Here is an 18,892-nt window from a genome sequence, read left to right as displayed (position 1 = left end):
CATTTCCGACCGACTCGCCCGTGTCCAGCAATACCTTCGGCAAACTGCTCAGCGTCACCACCTTTGGCGAAAGCCACGGCCCGGCCATCGGTTGCGTGGTCGACGGTTGCCCGCCGGGGCTGGTGCTCGATGCCGCCGATTTCGTCGCCGATCTGTCGCGCCGTGCCAGCGGGCGCACGCGGCATACCTCGCAGCGGCGCGAGGACGACACTGTCGAGATCCTCTCCGGCGTGTATCAGAGCCTGACTACAGGCACGCCGATCGCGCTGCTGATCCGCAACACCGACGCGCGCTCGCGCGACTACGACGATCTGCTGGAAACGTTTCGCCCGGCACATGCCGATTACACCTACTGGCACAAATACGGCATCCGCGATCCGCGTGGCGGCGGGCGCAGCTCGGCGCGCGAGACCACGATGCGCGTGGCCGCCGGCGTGATCGCGAAAAAGTGGCTGCGCGAGCGCCACGGCGTGCGCGTGCGTGGCTATCTCGCGCAGTTGGGCGCGATCACGCCGCATGTTTTCGATTGGCAAGCCGTCGAACAGAATGCGTTCTTCTGGCCCGATGCGGCACAGGTGCCCGAACTCGAAGCCGCGATGGACGCGCTGCGCAAGGCCGGCGATTCCACCGGCGCACGCGTCAACGTGGTCGCCGAGGGCCTGCCGCCGGGCTGGGGCGAGCCGATCTACGGCAAACTCGATGCCGAGCTGGCGTCGGCGCTGATGAGCATCAACGCGGTCAAGGGCGTGGAAATCGGCGATGGTTTCGCGGCCGTCGCGCAGCGCGGCAGCACACACCGCGACGAGCTGACGCCGCAGGGCTTCGCCTCGAACCATGCCGGCGGCATCCTCGGCGGCATCAGCAGCGGACAGGACATCACCTGCTCGATCGCGCTCAAGCCGACCTCGAGCATCCGCATCCCGGGGCGCAGCGTGAATCTGCGCGGCGAGCCGGTGGAAGTGGTCACCAGCGGGCGCCACGACCCTTGCGTGGGCATCCGCGCCACGCCCATCGCCGAAGCCATGGTGGCGCTGGTGCTGATGGATCATGCGCTGCGCCACCGAGCGCAGTGCGGCGACGTGGTGCCGCAGGCACCGCGCATTCCCTGATGTCACTACCCCAAGGCAAATGACCCAACAGCCGAGCGTCTGGATTTCGCGCCCTACTTTCCCGGAAGTGACCGTCCGGCTGGAACCGTATTTCCGCGTCCTGGCCGAGCCGCGGGAAGCGAAGTTCACCCCGGCAGAGCTGGCCGCGAAACTGGCAGATTGCGATGCCGCCATCGTGGGCCTCAAGGAGCGTGTGGGCGTGGCAGAAGTGGCGGGGGCCCGACGTCTGCGCATCGTCGCCAATCTCGGCGTCGGCTACGACAACCTCGACTTGGCCGCGCTCACCGCCGCCGGCATCGCCGCCAGCAACACCGCCGACGTGCTCAACGAGAGCGTGGCCGACTACGCCTGGGCACTGCTGCTGGGCGCCGCACGTCGCGTGGGCGCCGCCGAGCGCTGGCTGCGCGCGGGACAGTGGCGTGCCACCGAATTCAAGGGCTGGCTGGGCGCGGAGGTGCGCGGTCGCACGCTGGGCATCCTCGGCATGGGTCGCATCGGCCAGGCCATCGCGCGGCGCGCGCAGGGTTTCGGCATGCCGGTGCTCTACCACAACCGCTCGCGCCTGCCGGAAACCACCGAGCGCGAATGTCGCGCCCGATTCGTCGACAAGGGCATGCTCATGCGCGAGTCCGATTTCCTCGTGCTGGTGCTGCCGCTGACGTCGCAGACGCGCCATGCCATCGGTGCCGCCGAGCTGGCGCAGATGAAGCCCACCGCAGTGCTGGTGAACGTGGCGCGCGGCGGCATCGTGGACGACGCGGCGTTGGCTGCCGCGCTGCGCGAAGGTCGGCTCGCTGCCGCCGGCCTGGACGTGTTCGAGGGCGAGCCGAATGTGCATCAGGACCTGCTGGCGTTGGACAACGCGCTGCTCAGCCCGCACATCGCCAGCGCCACGACCGAAACGCGCCGCGCGATGACCGCAGTGGCCGTGGACAACGTGCTGGCCCTGTTCGGCCATGGCGCGCACGCCGGGCATCCGCCGAACCTTTTGAATCCCGAAGCGCTGGCTGTGGGCCGCGCCCCTTTCCTCACCCGCGAAGAACCCACCCGATGAGCAAGAAGAACAGTTACAAGATTGCGATGGTCGGCGCCACTGGAGCGGTTGGCGAGGCACTGTTGCAGATCCTGCACGAGCGCGCCTTTCCGGTGTCGGAGTTGGTACCACTGGCCAGCGAGCGCTCGGCGGGCGACACGGTGACGTTCGCCGGCAAACAGCTGACGGTACGCAACCTTGCCGACTACGACTTCGCCGACGTCGATATCGCCTTCTTCTCCGCGGGCGGATCGGTCAGCCGCGTGCATGCGCCGCGTGCTGCAGCGGCGGGCGCGGTGGTCATCGACAACACCGCGGAGTTCCGTTACCAGGACGACATCCCGTTGGTCATCAGCGAGGTCAATCCGCACGCCATCGCGCAGCACACCGCGCGTGGCATCATCGCCAATCCGAACTGCTCGACCATGCAGATGCTGGTGGCGCTGGCGCCGATCCACCGCGCGGTCGGCATTGAGCGCATCAACGTGGCCACGTATCAGTCGGTATCCGGCGCCGGGCGCTCGGGGCTGGATGCGCTGGGCCGCGAGACAGCGCAACTGCTCAACTTCCAGGAGCCAGAGCCCGGGCGCTTCAGCCAGCGCATCGCGTTCAACGTGATTCCGCACATCGACGTGTTTCTGGATAACGGTTACACCAAGGAAGAAATGAAAATGGTCTGGGAGACGCGCAAGATCCTCGAGGACGTGCGCATCCAGGTGAACCCCACCGCGGTGCGCGTGCCAGTGTTCTACGGTCATGCCGAGGCGGTGCACATCGAAACGCGCGAGAAGATCAGCGCCGACGCTGCACGTGCGTTGTTGCAGCAGGCCCCGGGTGTGGTGGTGATCGACGCGCGCAATGATGGCGGTTATCCCACGCCTGCCGTGCATGCGCAGGGCACCGACCCGGTCTACGTGGGCCGCATCCGCGAGGACATTTCGCATCCGCGCGGACTGGATCTGTGGGTGGTGGCCGACAACATCCGCAAAGGCGCCGCGCTGAATGCGGTACAGATTGCTGAAATCTTGGTGAAAAGCTCAATCTGATCTAAAGTTGCGCCACTTTGCTCAGGCGCCATCGCATGTCGGCGCCGACATCCACCGATTGGGGGCTTGACGATGAAACGAGTGGCATCGCTGGCTGTTGCAGTTGCACTGGCGCTGGGCACGCAACAGGCCATGGCGCTGGGTCTGGGGCAGATCCAGGTCAAATCGGCGCTGGGGCAGCCGCTGCTGGCCGAGATTCCGCTGCGCTTCGACAGCGCGGAAGAGGCCAAGAGCCTGCATCTGGCCATTGCTTCGCCTGCCGATTATCAGCGCGCCGGCATCAGTACCAACCAGATGGCGATACCGCTGCAGTTCGCCGTGGTCACCCTGCCTGATGGCGGCAAGGCCATCCGCGTGACCACGGCGGATCCGGTACGCGATCCCTACATCGATTTCCTGCTGGATGCCGGGTGGGCCAACGGCAGCCTGATCCGCGAATATACGGTTCTGCTCGATCCGCCGGGCTTCGCCAGTAACGCGCCCGTGATGGCACCCCGCGCGGCGCGCTTGCGCACCACGACCGTGCCGCCGGCCGCGACCCCGGCGACACCTGCAACCACAAGCAGCATGAGCGCGCCGGCGAACGTAACCGCGAGTTCCGCCAGCGGCGGCAGTTACACCGTGCACGGCGGCGACACGCTATACGCCATCGCCCAGCAACACTTGCCCGTCGGCGTCAGCATCGACCAGATGCTGCGTGCGCTGCAACAGGAAAACCCGCAGGCTTTCATACACGACAACATCAACGAGCTCAAGCGCGGTGCAATCCTGCGCATCCCGTCTGCAGCCACGGCCGGCGCGATTCCGCCCGCAGTGGCGCGCGCCGCGGTGCGCCGGCAGATTGAGGACTGGCAGGGCCGCGCCCCGCAACCTTTGCTGAATGCTTCCAATGCCGCCGTCACGCACATCCCGGCGGCGGGCGCACGGGCGCCCACTGGGGGACGCCTTGAACTGGTGCCACCAGCTCATGGCCATGGTGCGACCACGCGTGCCGGGGTCAAGGGTGGCACCGGTGATGCCGTCGTGTCCGGACTCAAGCAGGATCTGGCACGCACCGAGGAGAGTCTGGCCAGCGCAAAAATGAATAGCGCAAATCTGAAGGCGCGCGTCGAGCAGTTGCAGCAGCTCAGCACCAACAATGCCAGGTTGCTGGCTCTGAAGAACGATGAAATCGCGCAATTGCAGGCCAAGCTGGCCCAGGTCGAGTCCGCCGCAGCCGCCAAGGCAGCCTCGGTCGCCGCTCCCTCCAGTGCTGCCCTTGCCATGACCGGCGCGGTTGCCACGGTTGCGGTCAGCAGCAGTGCGACCGCGCATGCGACCAGCGTGGTCGCCGTGCCGGCAGCAGCCAAGGTTGCTGTCACGCCGCCTGCCGCGAAGGCCGAGCCGGCGCCCAAGCCCATGCCGCAGCCCGAGACGGAGATCCCGTTTTACATGCAGCCCTGGGTGCTGGGTGGAGCGGCCATTGTGATCGTGCTCGGCCTGTTGGGCTTGGTGTCGAGCCGTCGCAAGCGCAAGTCCGCGCTCGCGCCGCACGCCTCGCTGGCTGATGACTTCGCGCCTGGCGCGCCCGTGTTCGCAGACACCGGCGCAGGAACGCCGGCGGATGCCGGGCACGCGGGCGAGGACGAAGCGGAACTGCAAAGCGAATTGCAGCAGCATCCGCACGATCCGGGCCTGTACCTCGAGCTGGCCTCGCTGCAGTATGCGCGCGGCGATGCCGACTCCTTCGTCGCCACCGCCGAAGCGATGCACGCGCACGTGGATGATGCGGGCGCCGACGAGTGGCAGGCGGTGATGGCCATGGGCGCCGAATTGCGCCCCCGGCATCCGCTTTTCGCCAGGGCAGCATCTGCCGAAGCACAGGCAGAATCTTTCGACGCCGGGCTTGACTTGGCTGAAACCGCTCCCGAGCTCGCCGAGCCGGGCATGGCCGCGCCGCAGCCGCCCCTGCACGAGTATGACGCGCAAGTCGAGCAGGGCTTCGAGGATCCCTATGCCCCAATGACAGGAACCAGTCTCGGTCTGGATGGCGATCCGATCGATACCAAGCTCGATTTGGCGCGCGCCTATCTCGATATGGGCGACCGCGAAGGCGCGCGCTCGATGCTTGAGGAAGTGCTCGCCGAAGGTAGTCAGCTGCAGAAGGACGAAGCGCAGCGGCTGCTGGACTCCGCGCATTGAGTGAGACTTGTGGGTGGGGTCCGTGCGCGCGTTGAGGAGCGCGGAACCCAGATTGCGCCTGCAGCAGGAGTCGCGTTGAGGCCATGCGCATCGCATTGGGCATCGAGTATGCCGGGGACGCATTCCTCGGCTGGCAGCGCCTGGGCCACGGTGCCTCCGTGCAGGCTGCCATCGAATCCGCGCTCTCCAGCGTGGCCGATCACGAGGTCGCGGTGACCTGTGCCGGTCGCACCGATGCACGCGTCCATGCACGCTGCCAGGTCGCGCACTTCGATTCCGCAGTCGTGCGCGCACCGCGTGCATGGATGCTTGGTGCCAACAGCCTGCTGCCAGCGAGCGTGGCGGTGTGCTGGGTGCAACCGGTAGCGATGGAATTCCATGCGCGCTTCAGCGCGATCTCGCGGCGCTACCGCTATCGCATCCTGAATCGAGCGGCACGCGCGGCGCTGGAGCACGATCGCATGGCCTGGGAACGCTTGCCGCTGGATGCCGAGCGCATGCATCGCGCCATGCAGGCGTTGTTGGGCGAACACGATTTCTCGGCTTTTCGTGCACTCGCCTGCCAGGCGCGCCACGCACGGCGCACCGTGCTGCAAGCCAAGGTGCGCCGTGTCGCGGACGAGGTAATCGTCGACATTGAGGCCAATGCGTTTCTGCATCACATGGTGCGCAATATCGTCGGCTCGCTGTTGCCGATCGGGCGTGGCGAACGGCCTGAGCAGTGGCTGCTCGAATTGCTGCAGGGTCGTGATCGCGCCGTGGCCGGACCGACCGCCCCGCCGCAGGGGCTGACTTTCATCGGGCCACGTTACCCGCGCACTTTCGGCTTGCCCGAAGAGGTCTGCGCATGAGACCGCGTGTCAAGATCTGCGGGATCACCCGCGCCGAGGACGCGCGCCTTGCGGCCATGTTGGGCGCGGACGCCATTGGCCTGATTTTCACGCCGCGCAGCCCGCGATGCCTTACGCTTGCAAAGGCACTGGCGATTCGCGCGGCACTGCCACCGCTGGTGGCCATGGTCGCGCTGTTCATGGATACGCCGGCGGCCAGCGTGGCAGAGATCGACACGGCCTTGCAGCCGGACCTGCTGCAGTTTCATGGCGCGGAGAATGATGCTTTCTGCATGGGATTCGGTCGGCCGTGGTTCAAGGCACTGGCCATGCGTGATGCTGGAGACGTAGCCGCACGCATGGCGCAGTATCCGCATGCGGCCGGCTTCGTGCTGGATGGCCATGGCGCTGGTGAACCGGGTGGGCAGGGCATGAGTTTCGATTGGACGCAGTTGCCGCCACTGCCGACACCTTGGCTCTTGGCGGGCGGACTGACTGCGGATAACGTGGCGCGGGCGGTGCGTATTGCGCGGCCCTGGGGTGTGGATGTGTCCAGCGGCGTGGAAAGTGCCGTCGGCATCAAGGATCCGCACAAATTGCAGCAATTCTTTCGAGAGATCCACCGTGAAACCGCAGCGCAAGAGCGAGCCTGAAATCGACTTCAACGCCTACCCCGACGCCATGGGTCGCTTCGGCGATTACGGCGGCGTCTACGTCGCCGAAACCCTGATCGCGCCGCTGGCCGAACTCTCCGCGACCTACCTGAAGCTGCGCGATGATCCCGCGTTCCAGGCCGAGCTGGCCCACGACCTGAAACACTACGTCGGTCGGCCCAGCCCGATCTATCACGCCGAGCGTCTGTCGCGCGAGGTCGGTGGCGCGCAGATCCTGCTCAAGCGCGAGGACCTCAACCACACCGGCGCGCACAAGATCAACAACACCGTGGGCCAGGCCATGGTGGCGAAGCACATGGGCAAGACGCGCATCATCGCCGAGACCGGTGCCGGTCAGCACGGCGTGGCCAGCGCCACCGTCGCCGCGCGGCTCGGCTTGGAATGCGTGGTGTACATGGGCGAGACCGACATCGCGCGCCAGGCGATCAACGTGTTCCGCATGAAGCTGCTGGGTGCGACCGTGGTGCCGGTCAGCTCCGGCTCGAAGACACTCAAGGACGCGCTGAACGAGGCGCTGCGCGACTGGGTGACCCATGTGCGCGACACGTTCTACATCATCGGCACGGTAGCCGGGCCGCATCCGTATCCGATGATGGTGCGCGACTTCAACGCCGTGGTCGGACGCGAGGCGCGCGCGCAGATGCTGGATGAATACGGGCGCCTGCCCGATGTACTGACGGCCTGTGTGGGTGGCGGCTCCAATGCGATCGGACTGTTTCACGCTTTCCTCAACGATCGCGATGTGCGCATGGTGGGCGCCGAGGCCGCGGGCGAGGGCCTGGCCACGGGCCACCATGCGGCTTCGCTGGCTGCTGGCAGGCCCGGTGTGCTGCATGGCAATCGCACCTACGTGCTGTGCGACGACGATGGCCAGATCACCGAAACGCACTCGATCTCGGCGGGTCTCGACTACCCCGGCGTCGGCCCCGAGCACGCGTTTCTCAAGGACACCGGCCGCGCCGAGTATGTCGGCGTGACCGATGTCGAGGCGATGCACGCGTTTCATCTGCTCGCGCGCAGCGAGGGCATCCTCGCCGCGCTGGAATCGGCGCACGCCGTGGCCCAGGCCATCAAGCTGGCGCGTGAGCTGCCGCGTGACGCGCTGGTGCTGTGCAATCTCTCCGGCCGTGGCGACAAGGACGTGCATACCATCGCGCAGCGCGAAGGGATCGCACTGTGATCACTGCGCGCAAAGCCCATGTGCGTTCCCGGCCACTTTCCGCATAATCCGACATGAATCGTATCGATCAGCGTTTTTCGCAACTCAAGTCAGCCGCGCGCACCGCGCTGATTCCATTTGTCACCGCAGGCGATCCTGATCCCGCCGCGATGGTGCCGCTGCTGCACGCACTGGTACATGCCGGCGCGGACTTGATCGAGCTGGGCATGCCGTTTTCCGATCCGATGGCGGATGGCCCGGTAATCCAGCGTGCCAACGAGCGCGCACTGGCGCGCAAGATCGGACTCACGCAGGTGCTGGACATGGTGCGCGCCTTCCGCCACGACGATGCGCACACCCCCGTCGTGCTGATGGGCTATTTGAATCCGATCGAGATCCGCGGCGTCGAACACTTCATCGATGAAGCCGCCGCCGCCGGCGTCGATGGCATTCTGCTGGTGGACTGTCCGCTGGATGATGCCACCCTGTGCGCGCAGATGCAGGCTCGGGATCTGCATCTGATCCGGTTGCTGGCACCGACCAGCACCACGCCGCGCGCGCACGATCTGGCCGCGCGCGCGGCGGGCTTTTTGTACTTCGTCTCCATCACCGGCGTCACTGGTGCGGCGCGTGCCGATGCGGCGGCGATCGCCAGTCAAGTCCTGTCATTGCGTCGGCATGCACAATTGCCTGTCGCCGTTGGATTCGGCGTCAAGGATGCCGCTGGCGCACTGGCCATCGCTGATTTCGCCGATGCGGTGGTCATCGGCAGCGCGCTGGTCGAGCGGCTACAGGGTGGTGGCGATGCCGCCGATGTTTGCGCGCGCGCGCGCGATTTTCTGGCGCCGATCCGCGCCGCGCTGGATGCGCGCAAGGCGGCCTGAGCGGCGCCCGCATCGGTCCATACTCCAGGAGTCCCGCATGAGCTGGTTGCAGAAACTCGTCCCCGGCAGCGCCCAGCGCGAGCGTCGCGCCGCGCCGCGCGGCAAGGTGCCCGAAGGCGTCTGGGAAAAATGCGCGGGTTGCGGCGCCGCGCTGTATCGGCCCGAGCTGGAACGTAACCTGATGGTTTGCCCCAAGTGCAGCCATCACCATCCGCTGTCGGCGCGCATGCGACTGTCGGTGTTCCTGGATGCCGAAAGCAGCCATGAGCTGGATGCCGGCGTGACGCCGGTCGATGCGCTGGGCTTCCGCGACTCCAGAAAATACCGCGAGCGCATCGCTATCGCGCAGCAGTCGACTGGCGAGAAGGATGCGCTGATTTCCATGCGTGGCAGCTTGTGCGGGCAACCACTGGTGGCGGTGGCGTTCGAGTTCGCCTTCATGGGCGGCTCGATGGGTTCGGTCGTGGGTGAAAAGTTCGCGCGTGCTGCCGAACACGCACTGGAACTGCACTGCCCGCTGGTGTGTTTTTCCGCCACCGGCGGCGCGCGCATGCAGGAAGGCCTGCTGTCATTGATGCAGATGGCCAAGACCTCGGCCGCGCTGGCACGCCTGCGCGAGGCCGGGCTGCCTTATGTCTCGGTGCTGACGCATCCGACGACCGGCGGCGTTTCGGCCAGCCTGGGCATGCTGGGCGATATCAACATCGGCGAGCCCAAGGCGCTGATCGGCTTCGCCGGACCGCGCGTGATCCAGCAGACCGTGCGCGAAACCTTGCCCGAAGGATTTCAGCGTTCCGAGTTCCTGCTTGAGCATGGCGCCATCGACATGATTCTCGATCGCCGCCAGCAGCGTCAGCGCATTGCCGACTTGCTGGCGTTGCTGCAGCGCCAGCCGGCACGCGATTGCGCCTGAGGCTCGCCGCTCAGATCGACGGCGGGTGCGCCTTGGCGCGCGCCAGTGCCGCCGCCAGCAGTTGCGCCGCCGTGTTTTCGGGCGCCACGGCACCGGTCGCCTGATCGTTCTGCCTGCGCTGCAGGCGGACTCGATGCGCCTGATGGCGCTGGCGCGCGGTGTCGGACTCCTCCTGCGTCATGCGCGGCAGCGCATGCGGCAGCAGCTCGATGCAATCGACCGGGCAGGGCGCCACGCACAACTCGCAGCCGGTGCACCATGCCGCCGCTACGCTGTGCATGCGCTTGGCCGCACCGACGATCGCGTCCACCGGACACGCCTGGATGCACTTCGTGCAGCCGATGCACTCGGCTTCGCGGATATACGCCAGTGTGCGCGGTTTGTGTGCGCCACATGCGGACTCCGGTGGCAGTGGCGACCGGCCGAGCGCGGCCGCCAGCGCGGCAATAACGGTGTCGCCGCCGGGCGGGCAGCGGTTGGGCGCGGCGTCGCCTCGCGCCATGGCCTCGGCATAGGGCATGCAGCCGCCGTAGCCGCACTGTCCGCACTGCGTCTGTGGCAACAGCGCATCGAGACGATCGACGAGGGCGAGATCGATAGACATGAGCCGGGCAGGTACGCGCATCTGTAGGTGGAAGCCGATGCGGATTATTGTGCAATCACGGGCCCAGGACCGCACGCGCATTGCTGGCGTGGCGGAATTGGCCACTGGTTCAAGCCCATGACCCATCCGCGGCGGATCAGGTGCCAGAATATCCAGACCCGCAAACAGGCTTGGCATCACCCACTCTGGTGTCGCGCATGAGACCGCTCCCGCAAGGCATCGCCCAGGCACTCGCTGCTGCCGCGTTGTTCGGCATCAGCACGCCGCTGGCCAAAATGTTGCTCGGCAGCATGCCGCCAGTGCTGCTGGCCGGCGTGCTGTATGCCGGATCGGGTATGGGCTTGTTGACGTGGATGGCGCTGGGTCGCGTGCGCAACCGGGTTCCCGTCGAAGCTGCGCTGACGCGCCGCGATGTGCCGTGGCTGGCGGGTGCCGTGCTTTTCGGCGGGGTGCTCGGGCCATTGCTGATGATGCTGGGTCTGGCGCGCACCGCGGCCGCGACCGCGGCCTTGTTGCTCAATCTGGAAGGTGTGCTCACCGCCCTGCTGGCGTGGGTGATATTCCGCGAAAATGTGGATCGACGCGTGGCGCTGGGCATGCTGGCGATTGTCGCGGGGGCGATGGTGCTGTCGTGGCAACACCCGGGCGGGATGGGCGCAACATGGGGCGGCTTGGCGATCACCGGCGCATGCCTGTGCTGGGCGCTGGACAATAATCTCACGCGCGCAGTGGCTGGCAGCGACCCCGTGCAAATCGCGGCGATCAAAGGCGCTATCGCGGGCACGCTCAACATGGGTATCGCATTGGCCATCGGCGATCGCTTGCCGCATCTGTTGCCGCTACTGGCTGCAGCGGTGCTGGGGTTCATCGGCTACGGCCTGAGCCTGGTTCTGTTCGTGCTCGCCCTGCGGCACCTGGGTACGGCGCGAACCAGTGCGTACTTTTCCACCGCGCCTTTCCTCGGCGCCGCGTTGGCGCTGGTGATGTTCGCGGAACACGGCAGCCTTGCACTGTTGCTGGCGGGCGGATTGATGGCGATCGGCGTGTGGTTGCACGCCAGCGAGCGTCACGACCATGCGCACACGCACGTGACGTTTTCGCATAACCATCGCCATCATCACGATGTCCACCATCAGCACACGCATGACTTCAAGTGGGACGGGCACGAGCCGCATACCCATCCACACGCGCATGAATCGCTGAGCCACAGCCATCCGCACTATCCGGACACGCATCACCGGCATCGGCACTGATCCGGCATGACCACGGGCGTTCCGCGCAAGATCATCCATGTCGACATGGATGCGTTTTATGCATCCGTCGAGCAGCGTGACGATCTGGCGCTACGCGGGCGACCCGTGGTGGTGGCCTGGCGCGGGCCGCGCTCGGTGGTGTGCGCGGCCAGCTACGAGGCACGTGTGTTCGGGGTGCGCTCGGCCATGCCGGCGGCGCGCGCGGAGCGGTTGTGCCCCGGAGCAGTGTTCGTGGCACCCGATTTCGCGCGTTATCGCGCCGTCTCGCAACAGGTGCGCGCGATCTTCGCGCGCTACACGGCGCTGGTCGAGCCGCTGTCGCTGGACGAGGCCTATCTCGATGTCAGTGCACCGCGCAACGCGTTTCCCAGCGCCACGGCGATGGCTGCGGACATTCGCGCCACGATTCGCGCGGAGACCGCGCTGACCGCGTCGGCGGGGGTGGCATGCAACAAGTTTCTGGCCAAGATCGCCTCCGACTGGCGCAAACCGGACGGCTTGTTCGTGATCAGGCCGGCTGCAGCGGAAAACTTTCTAGCGCCGTTGCCGGTGGCGCGATTGCCCGGCGTGGGCAAGGTGATGGAACAAAAACTGGCGCGGATCGGCGTGTGTCGCGTGGCTGATTTGCGTGCGCTGGACATGCAGCAGCTGGAACAGCAGTTCGGCCGCTGGGGCCGGCGCCTGCATGAACTGGCGCTGGGGATCGATGACAGCCCGGTGCGCAGCGAGCGGCCCACGCTGCAGATCTCCGCCGAGGATACCTTCGCGCAAGACCTGTGCCTAGATCAGCTCGATGCGCCCATCGCGCGGCTGGCGGCGAAAGTCTGGGCCGCGCATGCGCGCGAGCAGGACCGCATCGCGCGCACCGTGGTGCTCAAGCTGAGGACCACACAGTTCCGCACGCTCACGCGCAGCCACACCGGCGTGCTGCCACCGCAATCCGAAGTGGCGCTGGTGCGGACGGCGCTGCAACTGCGCGCGCGCGTCGAACTGCCGACATCCACGCGCTACCGTCTGGTCGGAGTGGGACTCTCTGGTTTCGTCGACGCCGATACCACGCAGCCTGATTTGTTCGGCCCCGAGCGCGACGAATCCGACGCTTAGCGCACCGGCATGCCCGGCTGCGCGCCGCTATCGGCATCGAGCAGAAACAGATCATTGCCGCTGCTGCCTGCAGACAGGATCATGCCCTCGGACACGCCGAAGCGCATCTTGCGTGGTGCCAGATTGGCGATGAACACGACCTTGCGACCAATCAGTTTCTCTGGCTCGGCGTAGGCGGCGCGGATGCCGGAGAAGATCTGACGCTTGCCCAGTTCGCCGGCGTCCAGTTCGAAGCGCAGCAGCTTGTCCGAGCCATCCACGAATTCACAAGCCAGCACGCTGGCGATGCGCAGATCGAGCTTGGCAAAGTCGTCGATGGATATGAAAGGGCCGGGACCCGCAACGCGAGACTCGGGAATCGGGGTCGAAGAGCCGGGGTCCGGGAGCGGCGATCCGGGACCGGTGCGGCCGGCGTTCGCAGATGCGGAAGCGGGAGGCGAGTTCATCGGTCGTGCCCTCGGTTCGGAGCCGGGTGCTGGCGGCTGCAGGGATTCGGTGGACGCCGCGACCATCGCCGCGACCTGCTTGCGGTCGATGCGGCCGAGCAGCGGCGTGAAGGCGTTGATGCGGTGGTCCAGCAGCGGCCGCGCGGCGTCGTCGAAATCCTCGATCGGCGCATCCAGGAACGCTTCGGCACGGGTGACCGTGGCCGGCAGGATGGGTTTGAGCCAGCCGGCCAGCAGCCGGAAAGCCGAAAGCGCGAAGGTGCAGACCTGGTGCAGTTCAGCGCGTTTGGACTCGTCCTTGGCCATCTGCCAAGGCGCCTTCTCGGCGATGTAGGCGTTGACCATGTCGGCCATCAGTACAAAGCCGTTGCAGACCTTGGCGAAGTCGCCGTCTTCGTAATAGCCCGTCGAGCTGCCGGCATATGGGCTTCTGTGCGCCACATAACCGAGGTTCACCTTCAGGTGCTTGTTCCAAAGTTCCTGCTCGGCGTCTGAAAAGTTGCTTGCTGTGCGGCCGTCGAAGAACTTGTGCACGAAGCCTGCGGTACGGCTGGCGATGTTCACCCACTTGCCGACCAGGTGCGAGTTGACGCGCTCCTCGAAGGCGAGGAGATCGAGGTCGACGTCGGTCGGCGCCGGGCCCAGCATGCTGGCGAAGTAGTAGCGCAGGTACTCCGGTTCCAGGCCCGCGTCGAGGTAGGTGCGCGCCTGGATGAAAGTACCGCGCGATTTGGACATCTTGGCGCCGTTGACGGTCAGGTAGCCGTTGACGTGCAGCGCCGTCGGCGCGCGATAGCCGGCGCCGTGCAGCATCGCCGGCCAGAACAGGCCGTGGAAGTTGATGATGTCCTTGCCCAGAAAATGGTGCAGCTCGGTCACGCTGCCGGCGCCGAGGAACTCGCCGAAGCTGGCGGGCTTCAGGCCGAGCGATCGGCCGTGCTCGCTGTCGCACAGCGCGCGGAAGCTGGCGAGGTAGCCGATCGGCGCGTCCAGCCAGACATAGAAATACTTGCCCGGCGCGTCGGGAATGGGAAATCCGAAGTAGGGCGCGTCCCGCGAGATATCCCAGTCGCGCAGGCCGCCGTCGATCCATTCCATGAGTTTTGCGGCGACCGTTGCGGTCATGCGAAGTCGGCCGTTCTCGAGGCCAACCGGTGCGCCGCCGACCCATTGAAACAGCAGATCCCGAAAATCGCCCAGTTTGAAGAAGTAGTGCTCCGAGTCGCGCAGCTCCGGCGTCGCACCCGACATCACCGAGCGCGGCTCGATCAGGTCGGTCGGTGCGTAGGCCTTGCCGCAGACTTCGCAGTTGTCGCCGTACTGGTCGGGCGATTTGCAATGCGGACAGGTGCCCTTGACGTAGCGGTCGGGCAGGAACATGCCCTTGACCGGATCGTAGAGCTGCTGGATCGAACGCCGGGCGATGTGGCCGCCATCGCGCAGGCGGGTGTAGATCAGACTGGCGAGCTGCTGATTTTCGGGGCTGTGCGTGCTGTGGTAATGATCGAAGGCGACACCGAAGTCGGCGAAGTCGCGCTCGTGGCTGCGCTGGATGTCGCGGATGAACGCCTCGGGCGCGACGCCGGCCTTTTCGGCCGCCAGCATGATCGGCGTGCCATGGGCGTCGTCGGCGCAAACGAAGTATGCGGTGTTGCCGGCCATGCGCTGCGCGCGCACCCAGATGTCGCCCTGGACATAGCCCAGCAGATGGCCCAGATGCAGTTGGCCATTGGCGTAGGGCAGGGCGCAGGTGACCAGCGAACGACGACTCATGGCGATGACGATGGCCGGAACGGTCGCCGATTATGCCATGCAGCCACATCCGTCCTCGCGTCACAAGCACAACGCGAGGACGCTGCAGTGGAGGTTATTCGGTCGTGGCGCTGCTTGCTGGCGCGACGTGCGTGGATTCGCGCAGCCACACCTGGGTGCGCCCGAACAGCGAGAAGCCGATGTAGCCGCGCACCTTGAGCTTGGCGCCGCCGTCGATGACCCGCATGTCGCAACGGTAGGTCTTGCCCGATTTCGGATCAAGGATGGTGCCGCCACTCCAGCTGGAGCCATCGGGCTTCATGCCGCGCAAGATTTCCATGCCGTTGACCGGCTGATTCCTGAGCGCGCCCGAGCACTTGTCGCACAGCGGGTTGGGACCCTTGCTTGACTTCAGCACCTTGAGCACCTTGCCGGTCAACTCGCTGTTGGTCTCACTGATCTGGATCAGCGATTTGGCTTCTCCGGTCTTGTCGTCGATCTGCTTCCAGATGCCAACCGGGGACATATCGGCCGGCGTCGCGGTTTGCGCCAGTACGCGCTGCCCGGCAAGACCCGACAGCACCAGCAGCATCGCGGCCATGGCCGGCCATCCGAATGAACGCAGCATACGCATGGGGCGAATCTCCGCAGAAGGTCGTGCGAGCCTGCAAGTCGCGTGCGCAGGCGTCAAGCCGCATCGCCGCACGCCGCATGGCGATGCGCGGCTCTCTGGCATACTCGTGGTCTTCACGCGAGGTAGTCTGGCGATGTCTGCTGCTGAAACCCGTTTGCACGAGCGCTTGGCCGCGTTGCTCGATCCACACCGCGGTGGCGCGTTGGGCGCTGAGTTCGTGCGTGCCGTGGGCATCGATGGCACGCGCGTCGCGCTGGAACTGGAACTGCCCTATCCGGCGCAGGGCTGGTGGCCGGAACTGGAACAGACCGTGCGTGCCGCCGCGCAGGCCGAGGGTTTGCAGGCGGTGAGTGTGTCCATTACCACGCGCGTGCGCAGTCACGGCGTGCAGCAAGGCTTGCAGCCGCTGGCCGGGGTCAGGAACATCATCGCGGTGGCCTCGGGCAAGGGCGGCGTGGGCAAGTCCACGGTATCGGCCAATCTGGCGCTGGCGCTGGCGGCCGAAGGCGCGCAGGTGGGCGTGCTGGATGCCGATATTTACGGCCCCAGCCAGCAGCGCATGCTGGGTCTGTCCGGGCAGCCAGAGTCGCCCGACGGCAAGCGCCTGAAACCCATGCAGGCGCATGGTCTGCAGGTGATGAGCATCGGCGTGCTGGTGAGCGAGGACACGCCGATGATCTGGCGCGGCCCAATGGTCACGCAGACGCTGATGCAGCTGCTGCAGGGCACGGCCTGGGACAACCTCGATTACCTGATCATCGACTTGCCGCCGGGCACCGGCGATATCCAGCTCACCCTGGCGCAGCGCGTGCCGGTATCGGGCGCGGTGATTGTCACCACGCCGCAGGACATCGCCCTGCTCGATGCCATGCGTGCGTTGAAGATGTTCCAGAAAGTCTCGGTGCCGGTGCTGGGCATCGTCGAGAACATGGCCACCCATGTGTGTTCCAACTGCGGCCACGAGGAGCATATCTTCGGCGCCGGCGGCGGCGAGCGCATGGCGCGCGACTATCAATTGCCTCTGCTGGGCGCACTGCCGCTGGACATCCGCATCCGCGAGCAGATGGACGCCGGCGTGCCAACCGTGGTCGCCCAGCCGGATTCGGACCTGGCCCAACGCTATCGCGAGATTGCGCGCCGCACCACCGCGCATCTGGCGCAGCAGGCGCTGAACAAGGCCATCGCGTTTCCCAAGATCGTCGTCGAATAAACCGCCCCGTTGCCTTCGGAAGACGCACATGTCCATCAAGTCCGATCACTGGATCCGCCGCATGGCCGCGCAGGGCATGATCGATCCGTTCGAGCCCGGCCAGGTGCGCGAGGCCAATGGCCAGCGCATCGTGTCCTACGGCACCTCCAGCTACGGCTACGATGTGCGTTGCGCGGATGAGTTCAAGGTTTTCACCAACATCAACTCGACCATCGTCGACCCGAAGGCCTTCGATGCGCGCAGCTTTGTCGACATCCAGGCCGGGGTGTGCATCATCCCGCCCAACTCCTTCGCCCTAGCGCGAACCGTGGAGTACTTCCGCATCCCGCGCAGCGTGCTGACCATCTGTCTGGGCAAGAGCACCTATGCGCGCTGCGGCATCATCGTCAATGTCACGCCACTGGAACCGGAGTGGGAAGGGCACGTGACACTGGAGTTTTCCAACACCACGCCACTGCCGGCACGAATCTACGCCAACGAAGGCGTGGCGCAAATGCTGTTTCTGGAATCCGACGAGGTCTGCGCCACCAGTTATCGCGACCGCGGCGGCAAATACCAGGGGCAGAAGGGCGTTACACTGCCGCGCGCTTGAACCCTGTCACCGGAGAGTTCGTTCGATGAGTCACCGTAAAACTGCTATTCGTGCCGCGCTGACTGCAGGCATTCTTTCCGTCACCTTGTTGCTGGCCGGTTGCAACGGCAATGTGCGCTCCGGCGGGCCGGTGGTCGCCAATGTGCCGCTGCACTACGACATGGTGCTGGAGTCCTACAAGAACGGCCAGTTCCTGCTCGATGGCGCCTTGCTCTCGCCGGAGGACCTGGCCAGCCACTTTCGCTATCTCGACGAACGCAAGAAGTTGCCGAAGACCGTCCTGCTCAAGCCGAGTTCCGAGTCCAGCGTGAAGGACTCGCAATTGCGCTGGTTCGCCGGTCTGCAGGTGACTTTCGGTTTCACCGGTTATGCCGATCTCGATGGCAAGCTGACACTGGTCAACGCACAAGCGCATCCGGACGACAAGAAGAAATAGCAATTGTGGCGCCGGCACGCCGGATGCGGGCGCCGGTCCTTGCCATCGGCGCGGTCGTGTTCATGCCTCGCTGCTACGGCGCCGGAACCACACCGCACCAGCAATCAGCACGATGCCGAGCACAGCGCCGATCCACAGCCCCGGTGTGGCGTAGAGATCGGCCACGCCGCGCCAGGTGGTGCTCCAGTCCACCACGAATCCTCGGTCTCTGCCGAAGGCGGCCTCCGCGACGATCGTGTTCGCCGGGCCCACGATGGTGCCGAGCAGTAGGCGCTTGATGCCTTCTCCCCACAGCAGATGGGACGACACAGTGGGCACGCCCATCAAGCCGATCCAGCCATTGGCTATGCCGACCAAAATCGGAATCAACACTGCCGACAGAAAAGGTTTGCTGCGCACCGCTGCGGAGCACAGCAACAGCCAGCCCGCCGTGAGCAGTGACAACAGCATGTGTGCGGGCAATGCCGCGATCTGCAGCGTCAGCAACGGCAGCAGGTTGCTCTGGCCCCAGATCAACTGCCATGGGCTGCCGCCATGCAGTAACACGACGGCACTCATCACCAGCATCAGCAACAGCCAGGTGCACAGAAAGATGGCGAACACCAGCAGCGGAATCAGCACGACGGCCATCAGGGCTTTACTGGTCACGGTGGCTGCATCGGAGACCGGCAGCGATTTCCAGAACAGCACACTGCGATCGCGCCGGTCGTCGTACAGCGCGCCAAGAAGATAGAAAAACAGCACGATCCCGATAACCAGGGTGAACACAGCGTCCAACGAGTACAGCGAACCGGCCAGCGCCTTGGCCACCTGTTCGACTTGCTGCGGACCGACGTGTGCAAGCATTTCTTGCAGGTTTGTTGTAACGCCGTTGACCTCGAACGTGCCATGCGCGCCATGCACCATCAGCCCCACTTCTCCGGCGAGCAGGCCGAGCAGGGTCAGCGCCAATACCGCCACGCCGGTCCAAAAAGGTGCCCAGAAAAACCCGCCGCGGTGTTCCCAGAATTCGCGCTTCACCAGCCAGATCAT

18 protein-coding genes are annotated in these 18,892 nt (G+C 65.8%); 14 read left to right on the top strand and 4 right to left on the bottom strand.

Features of this window, described 5'->3' with window-relative positions:
- Positions 1 to 20: 20 nt before the first annotated feature.
- The 9 genes from aroC (at position 21) to accD (ending at position 9,829) form a co-directional block, all read left to right on the top strand.
- Positions 21 to 1,109 (top strand): chorismate synthase, encoded by a 1,089-nt coding sequence (gene aroC / locus Mschef_RS09630; protein ID WP_081127924.1) that lies wholly within the window; start codon positions 21 to 23, stop codon positions 1,107 to 1,109.
- A 19-nt stretch (positions 1,110 to 1,128) separates the two neighbouring features.
- On the top strand, positions 1,129 to 2,163 hold the full coding sequence (locus Mschef_RS09625; protein WP_081127923.1) for a 2-hydroxyacid dehydrogenase: 1,035 nt from the start codon (positions 1,129 to 1,131) through the stop codon (positions 2,161 to 2,163).
- Positions 2,160 to 3,188 (top strand): aspartate-semialdehyde dehydrogenase, encoded by a 1,029-nt coding sequence (locus Mschef_RS09620; RefSeq protein WP_081127922.1) that lies wholly within the window; start codon positions 2,160 to 2,162, stop codon positions 3,186 to 3,188. The genes Mschef_RS09625 and Mschef_RS09620 overlap by 4 nt, the downstream gene beginning before the upstream one ends.
- Before the next feature lie 72 nt (positions 3,189 to 3,260).
- Complete coding sequence (locus Mschef_RS09615; RefSeq protein WP_081127921.1) at positions 3,261 to 5,369, top strand: FimV/HubP family polar landmark protein; 2,109 nt, start codon at positions 3,261 to 3,263, stop codon at positions 5,367 to 5,369.
- Positions 5,370 to 5,452: 83 nt separating this feature from the next.
- A complete protein-coding gene (gene truA, locus Mschef_RS09610) occupies positions 5,453 to 6,220 on the top strand; it encodes a tRNA pseudouridine(38-40) synthase TruA (protein ID WP_081127919.1) in 768 nt (255 codons plus the stop codon).
- The gene (locus Mschef_RS09605) at positions 6,217 to 6,852 is read left to right on the top strand and encodes a phosphoribosylanthranilate isomerase (RefSeq protein ID WP_081127917.1); all 636 of its coding nucleotides are present in this window, start codon (positions 6,217 to 6,219) and stop codon (positions 6,850 to 6,852) included. Before truA ends, Mschef_RS09605 begins: the two co-directional genes overlap by 4 nt.
- Before the next feature lie 28 nt (positions 6,853 to 6,880).
- Positions 6,881 to 8,053, top strand: a complete 1,173-nt coding sequence (gene trpB / locus Mschef_RS09600) for a tryptophan synthase subunit beta (protein ID WP_081129946.1) — start codon at positions 6,881 to 6,883, stop codon at positions 8,051 to 8,053.
- Between the two features lie 53 nt (positions 8,054 to 8,106).
- The gene (gene trpA, locus Mschef_RS09595) at positions 8,107 to 8,916 is read left to right on the top strand and encodes a tryptophan synthase subunit alpha (RefSeq protein WP_081127915.1); all 810 of its coding nucleotides are present in this window, start codon (positions 8,107 to 8,109) and stop codon (positions 8,914 to 8,916) included.
- A 37-nt stretch (positions 8,917 to 8,953) separates the two neighbouring features.
- Positions 8,954 to 9,829 (top strand): acetyl-CoA carboxylase, carboxyltransferase subunit beta, encoded by an 876-nt coding sequence (gene accD, locus Mschef_RS09590; protein WP_081127913.1) that lies wholly within the window; start codon positions 8,954 to 8,956, stop codon positions 9,827 to 9,829.
- A gap of 10 nt (positions 9,830 to 9,839) precedes the next feature.
- Here accD and Mschef_RS09585 read toward each other — a convergent pair whose 3' ends face one another.
- Entirely contained in the window at positions 9,840 to 10,433 is a 594-nt protein-coding gene (locus tag Mschef_RS09585) for an RnfABCDGE type electron transport complex subunit B (RefSeq protein WP_081127911.1), read from the bottom strand.
- Positions 10,434 to 10,630: 197 nt separating this feature from the next.
- On the opposite strand from Mschef_RS09585, the gene Mschef_RS09580 reads away from it, so the two are divergent.
- Both Mschef_RS09580 and dinB read left to right on the top strand, forming a co-directional pair.
- Positions 10,631 to 11,686, top strand: a complete 1,056-nt coding sequence (locus tag Mschef_RS09580) for a DMT family transporter (protein WP_081127909.1) — start codon at positions 10,631 to 10,633, stop codon at positions 11,684 to 11,686.
- Positions 11,687 to 11,692: 6 nt separating this feature from the next.
- Positions 11,693 to 12,790, top strand: a complete 1,098-nt coding sequence (gene dinB, locus Mschef_RS09575; protein WP_081127907.1) for a DNA polymerase IV — start codon at positions 11,693 to 11,695, stop codon at positions 12,788 to 12,790.
- On the opposite strand, the gene metG is transcribed toward dinB, so the two are convergent.
- Together metG and Mschef_RS09565 are read right to left on the bottom strand one after the other, a co-directional pair.
- A complete protein-coding gene (metG, locus tag Mschef_RS09570) occupies positions 12,787 to 15,009 on the bottom strand; it encodes a methionine--tRNA ligase (protein WP_081127905.1) in 2,223 nt (740 codons plus the stop codon). The genes dinB and metG overlap by 4 nt on opposite strands.
- A gap of 94 nt (positions 15,010 to 15,103) precedes the next feature.
- Positions 15,104 to 15,589, bottom strand: coding sequence for a DUF2147 domain-containing protein (locus Mschef_RS09565; protein WP_425480077.1), 486 nt, complete (start codon positions 15,587 to 15,589; stop codon positions 15,104 to 15,106).
- Between the two features lie 166 nt (positions 15,590 to 15,755).
- Here Mschef_RS09565 and apbC point away from each other — a divergent pair, with 166 nt between their 5' ends.
- The 3 genes from apbC to Mschef_RS09550 are packed head-to-tail and all read left to right on the top strand — an operon-like array spanning position 15,756 to position 17,860.
- Positions 15,756 to 16,832, top strand: coding sequence for an iron-sulfur cluster carrier protein ApbC (gene apbC / locus Mschef_RS09560; protein WP_081127901.1), 1,077 nt, complete (start codon positions 15,756 to 15,758; stop codon positions 16,830 to 16,832).
- 28 nt (positions 16,833 to 16,860) lie between these two features.
- Positions 16,861 to 17,424 carry a dCTP deaminase gene (gene dcd, locus Mschef_RS09555; RefSeq protein WP_081127899.1) on the top strand — a complete coding sequence of 188 codons (564 nt, stop codon included), beginning with the start codon at positions 16,861 to 16,863 and terminating at the stop codon, positions 17,422 to 17,424.
- Positions 17,425 to 17,449: 25 nt separating this feature from the next.
- A complete protein-coding gene (locus Mschef_RS09550) occupies positions 17,450 to 17,860 on the top strand; it encodes a hypothetical protein (protein ID WP_136256322.1) in 411 nt (136 codons plus the stop codon).
- Positions 17,861 to 17,920: 60 nt separating this feature from the next.
- On the opposite strand, the gene Mschef_RS09545 is transcribed toward Mschef_RS09550, so the two are convergent.
- On the bottom strand, positions 17,921 to 18,892 hold the full coding sequence (locus Mschef_RS09545) for a hypothetical protein (protein ID WP_136256321.1): 972 nt from the start codon (positions 18,890 to 18,892) through the stop codon (positions 17,921 to 17,923).

It is taken from the genome of Metallibacterium scheffleri (assembly GCF_002077135.1).
Lineage (GTDB): Bacteria > Pseudomonadota > Gammaproteobacteria > Xanthomonadales > Rhodanobacteraceae > Metallibacterium > Metallibacterium scheffleri.
This window is presented reverse-complemented; position numbering and strand designations above follow the sequence as displayed.

Bases quoted from the DNA above. Each gene is read 5' to 3' on its own strand.
- Mschef_RS09625 (WP_081127923.1), top strand. From the start codon at position 1,129: ATGACCCAACAGCCGAGCGTCTGGATTTCGCGCCCTACTTTCCCGGAA.
- Mschef_RS09620 (WP_081127922.1), top strand. From the start codon at position 2,160: ATGAGCAAGAAGAACAGTTACAAGATTGCGATGGTCGGCGCCACTGGA.
- Mschef_RS09615 (WP_081127921.1), top strand. From the start codon at position 3,261: ATGAAACGAGTGGCATCGCTGGCTGTTGCAGTTGCACTGGCGCTGGGC.
- truA (WP_081127919.1), top strand. From the start codon at position 5,453: ATGCGCATCGCATTGGGCATCGAGTATGCCGGGGACGCATTCCTCGGC.
- Mschef_RS09605 (WP_081127917.1), top strand. From the start codon at position 6,217: ATGAGACCGCGTGTCAAGATCTGCGGGATCACCCGCGCCGAGGACGCG.
- trpB (WP_081129946.1), top strand. From the start codon at position 6,881: ATGGGTCGCTTCGGCGATTACGGCGGCGTCTACGTCGCCGAAACCCTG.
- trpA (WP_081127915.1), top strand. From the start codon at position 8,107: ATGAATCGTATCGATCAGCGTTTTTCGCAACTCAAGTCAGCCGCGCGC.
- accD (WP_081127913.1), top strand. From the start codon at position 8,954: ATGAGCTGGTTGCAGAAACTCGTCCCCGGCAGCGCCCAGCGCGAGCGT.
- Mschef_RS09585 (WP_081127911.1), bottom strand. From the start codon at position 10,433: ATGTCTATCGATCTCGCCCTCGTCGATCGTCTCGATGCGCTGTTGCCA.
- Mschef_RS09580 (WP_081127909.1), top strand. From the start codon at position 10,631: ATGAGACCGCTCCCGCAAGGCATCGCCCAGGCACTCGCTGCTGCCGCG.
- dinB (WP_081127907.1), top strand. From the start codon at position 11,693: ATGACCACGGGCGTTCCGCGCAAGATCATCCATGTCGACATGGATGCG.
- metG (WP_081127905.1), bottom strand. From the start codon at position 15,009: ATGAGTCGTCGTTCGCTGGTCACCTGCGCCCTGCCCTACGCCAATGGC.
- Mschef_RS09565 (WP_425480077.1), bottom strand. From the start codon at position 15,589: ATGGCCGCGATGCTGCTGGTGCTGTCGGGTCTTGCCGGGCAGCGCGTA.
- apbC (WP_081127901.1), top strand. From the start codon at position 15,756: ATGTCTGCTGCTGAAACCCGTTTGCACGAGCGCTTGGCCGCGTTGCTC.
- dcd (WP_081127899.1), top strand. From the start codon at position 16,861: ATGTCCATCAAGTCCGATCACTGGATCCGCCGCATGGCCGCGCAGGGC.
- Mschef_RS09550 (WP_136256322.1), top strand. From the start codon at position 17,450: ATGAGTCACCGTAAAACTGCTATTCGTGCCGCGCTGACTGCAGGCATT.
- Mschef_RS09545 (WP_136256321.1), bottom strand. From the start codon at position 18,892: ATGATCTGGCTGGTGAAGCGCGAATTCTGGGAACACCGCGGCGGGTTT.